This is a genomic window from Clostridium sp. CM74B_53 (assembly GCF_036318045.1).
Lineage (GTDB): Bacteria > Bacillota > Clostridia > Lachnospirales > Lachnospiraceae > Pilosibacter.
In genome coordinates, this window is the sequence record NZ_JAWQDE010000009.1 from 137,157 (window position 1) to 143,437 (window position 6,281).

Below are 6,281 nucleotides of genomic sequence, written 5' to 3' on the forward strand. Positions count from 1 at the left end.
GGCACTCCATGCCCACGCACTGTAACAGGTTGTTGCCTATAAAAGGCATATGGCTGCCGGCGATGATATATTTTCGGCAGCCTGCTTATCTGAGAAATAAAACATCAGAAAAGCAAAAGACTTTTTGCTCTCAGTAGAATAATCTGTATATAGATAGAAAACTGCGGACCTTATAGAGAACCGGGATATCAGACAACGGCAATATCCGGTTCTCTATAAGGTTCGCGGGTCATGGAGGATTGAGGAATGGGAAAATATTTTGGCACCGACGGCTTCCGCGGAGAGGCGAACGTAAATCTGACCGTGGAGCATGCATATAAAGTCGGAAGATTTCTTGGATGGTATTACGGAAAACAGGCAAAGGGAGACCGCTGCAGAGTCGTGATCGGAAAAGATACAAGACGTTCCAGCTATATGTTTGAGTATTCCCTGGCAGCGGGACTCACAGCGTCCGGAGCGGACACTTATCTCTTACATGTGACGACAACTCCGAGCGTGTCCCATGTGATCCGCACGGAAGATTTCGACTGCGGGATCATGATCTCTGCCAGCCATAACCCGTACTATGACAATGGCATCAAGGTCATGAACGGAAACGGTGAAAAGCTCGAGGAGAGCGTCATCGAGGAGATCGAGAAGTACTTAGACGGTGAGATGGAAGAAATTCCGCTCGCTAAGAGAGAAAATATCGGAAGAACCCAGGATTTCGCGGCAGGAAGAAATCGTTATATCGGCTACCTGATTTCCATCGCGACAAGATCTTTTAAGGGCAAAAAGGTCGGTCTCGACTGCTCCAACGGAAGCGCTTCCTCCGTTGCGAAGAGCGTATTTGACGCTCTCGGTGCAGACACTTATGTGATCAACGACCAGCCGGACGGCCTCAACATCAACCGCGACTGTGGATCCACGCATATCGGAAATCTTCAGAAATTCGTGAAGGAAAAAGGCCTGGATGTCGGATTTGCATACGATGGTGACGCAGACCGCTGCCTGGCGGTGGATGAGAACGGAAATGTCGTGGACGGCGACTTGATCCTCTACATCTGTGGAAAGTACATGAAGGAACAGGGACTTTTACGCAACAACAAGATTGTCACGACGGTCATGTCAAACCTCGGTCTCTACAAAGCGCTGGACCGCGAGGGTATCGGCTATGAGAAGACAGCGGTCGGTGACAAGTATGTGTATGAGAACATGTCAAAGACCGGAAACTGTCTCGGCGGTGAGCAGTCCGGACACATCATTTTCAGCAAGTATGCGACGACCGGTGACGGTATCTTAACTTCCTTAAAGATCATGGAAGTCATGCTGGAGAAGAAGGAGACACTTGGAAAGCTTGCTTCTGAGGTTACGATCCTTCCGCAGCTTTTAAAGAATGTCCGTGTAGCAGACAAAGCGGCGGCGTTAAACGACCCGGATGTACAGGCAGCCGGAAAAGCCGTTGACGAAGCGCTCGGAAATGACGGAAGACTTCTTCTGCGCCAGAGCGGGACTGAACCGCTGATCCGCGTGATGGTCGAGGCGGAGACACCGGAGATCTGTGAGAAATATGTGGATCAGGTGATCGACGTGCTGAAGAAAAAAGGGCATGTGTCAGAAAGCTGATTGCTTGAAATATAAAAGATGAACGATGAGGCAGTGAGGAAATTCGCTGCCTCATTTTACATATGGTGGTAGTGGATTTTGCCGATTCGGAATGCGAAGCATCGGCAAAATCAGTTACTGTTTGTGCAAGGCGTGAACAGCAATATTTGCATATCTCCTATATCTAAATGTTATGGCATAGATTCTTGCGATTCCTTTTTTACAGTGATATAATGAAAAAACGGAAATGGATGGTCGAAAATGCGTCCGTCGATTGAATTTCACAAAAAAGGACTGATGAAAATGGGGTTAGACCTAAAAGCGTAACATTGTTTATAATTGAGAAGTACAGCGTGGTTTACCGACTCCGTGGCCTGCGACTATGAAGCTGGAGGGAAACTGCAGTGCCTGGAAAGACTGCATGATTACAAAAATTCATGAAATGCAGGAATGAAAATGACTTTTATCAGAAAAGCGGAGGAAAGAAACTATGATGAACTATAAGAGATATCAGAGAGTACCGGTCATGAATTACCCGGAGCGGGAGTGGCCGAATAAAGAGATCGAGAAAGCACCGATCTGGTGCAGTGTGGATCTGCGCGACGGCAATCAGGCACTTGTAGAGCCGATGGTCGTTGAAGAGAAGATTGAAATGTTCAATATGCTGGTGCAGATGGGCTTCAAGGAGATCGAGATCGGTTTCCCGGCCGCTTCCCAGATCGAATTTGACTTTTTAAGACAGCTCGTTGAACGCAGGCTGATCCCGGACGATGTGACGGTTCAGGTTCTGACCCAGTGCCGTGATCACCTGTTAAAGAGAACTTTCGAGTCCATTCAGGGAATCCCGAAGGCAGTTGTGCATATTTACAACTCTACATCCACCTTACAGCGTGATGTTGTATTCCATATGGACCGTGAGGAGATCAAGCAGATCGCAATCGACGGTGTCGATATGGTAAAGAAGTACATGAAAGATTATGACGGAAAAGTGATCCTGGAGTATTCCCCGGAGAGCTTTACCGGAACAGAGATGGACTATGCGCTTGATATCTGCAACGCGGTCCAGAGAGCATGGGGACCGACACCGGACAATAAGATGATCATCAACCTTCCGTCCACTGTTGAGATGACGACACCGAACGTATTCGCAGATCAGATCGAGTGGATGAGCAAACATCTGGAGAACCGCGAGAGCATCATTTTAAGCGTTCATCCGCATAATGACCGCGGAACAGGTGTTGCTGCGGCAGAACTTGCAATGCTTGCAGGCGCTGACCGCGTTGAGGGAACCCTGTTCGGAAATGGTGAGCGTACCGGAAACGTGGATATCCTGACCATCGCCTACAATATGTTCTCCCAGGGAATCGATCCGGAGCTTGAGATCGGCGACATCAAGAAGATCGCGGAGGTTTACGAGCGTTGCACAAAGATGCATATCGATCCGCGTCATCCGTACGCTGGAAAGCTGGTATTTACTGCGTTCTCCGGCTCCCATCAGGATGCCATCAACAAGGGAATGCATGCGCTTATGGAAAGAAAGAGCGAGATCTGGCAGGTTCCGTATCTGCCGATCGATCCGTCCGATATCGGAAGAGAGTACGAGCCGGTGGTCCGTATCAACAGCCAGTCCGGAAAGGGCGGTGTTGCTTTCGTTATGGACAGCTTCTTTGGATTCAAACTTCCACGCGGCATGCACAAGGAGTTCGCGGATGTGATCCAGAAGATCGCAGAGAATCAGGGTGAGGTTGCGCCGGAGCAGATCATGGAAGAGTTCCGCATCGAGTATCTCGACCGCAAGGAACCGTACCACTTCCGCAAGTGCAAGATCACAGATTTCGAGTCCGGAGACCAGTTCACAACCGTTGCTGTTGTTACCTACTCTAACCACGGCGAGACAAAACAGTTTGAAGGTGTCGGAAACGGCCCGATCGATGCTGTGAAACGCGGACTGGAGGAGGAGCTTGGTATCTCAATCAAGGTTCTCGATTACAGCGAGCATGCGCTGACATCCGGTTCCGGGGCACAGGCGGCTTCCTATATCCACCTGATGGATCAGAAGACCGGCAAGGTGACATACGGTGTCGGCATCAGCTCCAACATCACGAGAGCATCCTTAAGAGGTATCTTCAGTGCAGTTAACCGTCTGTTTGGAGATGCAGAGTAAAATAAAAATGTCGGATATACGTTCAGTGCTGCGGTAAGACATAGGGAGAAACTGCAGTGTCCGGCGGCAAATCATAAGAAAATTTTAAATGCGGCAGAAATGGGAATGCAATCCTGTTTTTGCCGCATTTTTGCGTCATATTTTTAATGAAATGTAAGGAAAAAGAGAAGAGTTTTTAGGAAGTTTTCTGTATAATACAAGTACAAACAAAAAACGAAAGATATCTAACGGAGATATCGAAAACAAATAGCCACCGTGGGAACGATGAAAAGGAAACCGGTGGGAAAGTGAAAAAGTATATTCCGGAAACGGAAATATTTAGAAGAGGAGGGTTTCTATGAAGAAGAGATATTTTGCAGGTGCAGCAGTTGCAGCGATGATTTTAACCGCAGGAATGGCGATGACCTCCTTTGCGGACTGGTCACAGCAGAATGGAAAATGGTATTACTACAATGACAACAACGGACGCCTCGTTCGGAATGACTGGGTATGCTCCAAAGATGCATGGTATTATATGGATTACAATGGAGTGATGCAGACAAACAGCCTGATCGATGATACTTATTATGTAAACGAGAATGGTGTCATGATCACAAACACATGGAAGTACATCAACAACAGCCGCTGGAACGAGAGCGGATGGAGATATTTTGGAGCGAACGGAAAGGCGTACACAAACGGCTGGAAACAGATCAATGACGTGTGGTACCACTTTACGGATTCCGTTTTGGATATCGGCTGGGTGGAGATCGATGGTAAGATCTATCATTTAGAAGATTCCGGAGCTATGACGACGGGCTGGAGAAAACTGGCGGACAGAGAGGATGACTGGGGTGAGTACTGGTATTACTTTAATTCCAGTGGAAAGCTGATCTATGATGGTGAGCTGAAGATCTCCGGTGAGACCTATATCTTTGACCACAGCGGAAGAATGCTGACTGGCTGGGTAAATGAGTCTGATTACACATCTACAGGACGTGACGACCTCTCCAACAGCGATGTCAATGCCCTTCGCTACTTCCGCAGCGGCGGACAGCAGATGAACGGCTGGAGATATATGGCATCCCCGGATGACGCTGAGGAAAACTGGTACTACTTTAAAGATGGCCGCGCATACTCCACATCCTATAAAACAACGGAGGCCTGCGGATACGGAATAGCGAAGATCAAGGGAGAGACCTACTGCTTCGATAAGAAGGGCCGCATGAAGACAGGTCTTGTGGAGCTGAGTGATGGCAGAAAGTTCTACTTTGACAGCGACGGAAAGATGAAGACCGGACGGATTGTGGTCAATGACGATAACCATGACAACGAAGTATTCTACTTTACGACTTCAGGCAGTATCGGAAAGAGAGGCGACGGATTCACGGGTGTGAAGGACGGAAGTCTCTACGAGAACGGACAGCTTGTGAGCGCAGAGGAGGGTATGAAGTACGCGAAAGTTACGGTTGACGGCAAGACCTATGTGGTCAATGAGTCCGGTAAGGTTAAGACAAGCGGAACTGTAACGGATGCGGATGGAGTGAAGTATAAGATCACGAAAGATCAGAATGGCGGATATCATGTGGAGATTTCCTGGTAGAAATTGATGGGAAAAGAGGTATTTAGCCTTAAAAATAGTCTATGAGGTTATAAAACTGCAGGGCTGCGGGGAATTTTGAACTCGCAGCCTTTCGAATCTTATGCAGCTAATTTTTACTTTTCCGTTTATGTTTCCTCACGAGAAGTGAAATAAATGTACAGGCCTGTTAAACAACTGTAAAGGAGAGTGACAGTTATGAAGAGAAAAAATAAATTTTTTTGTTTATCAGCAGTGACTGTTGCTTTGTTTCAGGTTTTCTTTTTCTATTTCGTTTTGACAAACGGAGATAAAGAATACATTCCTCCGGCAGGGATTCTTACGTATGAATATTGGAATGAACTGGTAAAAAATCCGGAGTTAATTGATGAAACATTGGCAAATTGCATTATGAAAATTTCGAGTGTCTCATGTATTGTGTTTGTTCTCGAAATTTTGTATTTGCTGGGTGCTTCGGATCTTTTGAGTGACAGAAAGAAAAGAAAAATCCTGCTTCTGTTCCCAATTGCTTTTGGCCTGTATTGGGTATGCCGGTATCTTCTCATAAAATATGTACCGGTGTATCGTATGTTTATGCTGCTTTTGCCGGCGGAATTTGCAGCGATTGTTTCGGGAGTTTTAACTGCCATTTGCAGGGAGGCGATTCATTTTGCAAATGATGAAAGAAATTGGAAATGATAGTTCCGTATCGTCAGACTTATAATTTACGCGAACAACGAGCCAAAGTTCGCGCTTGCGCGAGACCTTGGCGACTGTCGTGATAACAAGGGGAAACTCGCGAAGCATGTTTTCACTTGTTTAGTAGCATTGTTTTGAAAAAAGAGAATGGGGCTGTCGCATTAGCAAATATTTTTTGCTGGGCGGCAGCCCTGCTTTATGCCCAAATGGCATCGAAATCGGTTATGTTTTCGATGCCATTCTTTATAAACGCAGTTCATTCCCAGGCATCCCTTT

Annotated in this window: 4 protein-coding genes; all 4 read left to right on the top strand. The window is 46.9% G+C overall.

Features of this window, described 5'->3' with window-relative positions:
• The first annotated feature begins 246 nt into the window (after positions 1-246).
• The 4 genes from glmM (at position 247) to V2546_RS09650 (ending at position 6,005) form a co-directional block, all read left to right on the top strand.
• Entirely contained in the window at positions 247-1,605 is a 1,359-nt protein-coding gene (gene glmM / locus V2546_RS09635; RefSeq protein ID WP_118530169.1) for a phosphoglucosamine mutase, read from the top strand.
• 469 nt (positions 1,606-2,074) lie between these two features.
• Positions 2,075-3,748, top strand: a complete 1,674-nt coding sequence (gene leuA, locus V2546_RS09640) for a 2-isopropylmalate synthase (RefSeq protein ID WP_329752189.1) — start codon at positions 2,075-2,077, stop codon at positions 3,746-3,748.
• A 337-nt stretch (positions 3,749-4,085) separates the two neighbouring features.
• On the top strand, positions 4,086-5,330 hold the full coding sequence (locus tag V2546_RS09645) for a hypothetical protein (RefSeq protein ID WP_329752190.1): 1,245 nt from the start codon (positions 4,086-4,088) through the stop codon (positions 5,328-5,330).
• A gap of 195 nt (positions 5,331-5,525) precedes the next feature.
• Positions 5,526-6,005 carry a hypothetical protein gene (locus tag V2546_RS09650; RefSeq protein ID WP_329752192.1) on the top strand — a complete coding sequence of 160 codons (480 nt, stop codon included), beginning with the start codon at positions 5,526-5,528 and terminating at the stop codon, positions 6,003-6,005.
• Positions 6,006-6,281: the final 276 nt, after the last annotated feature.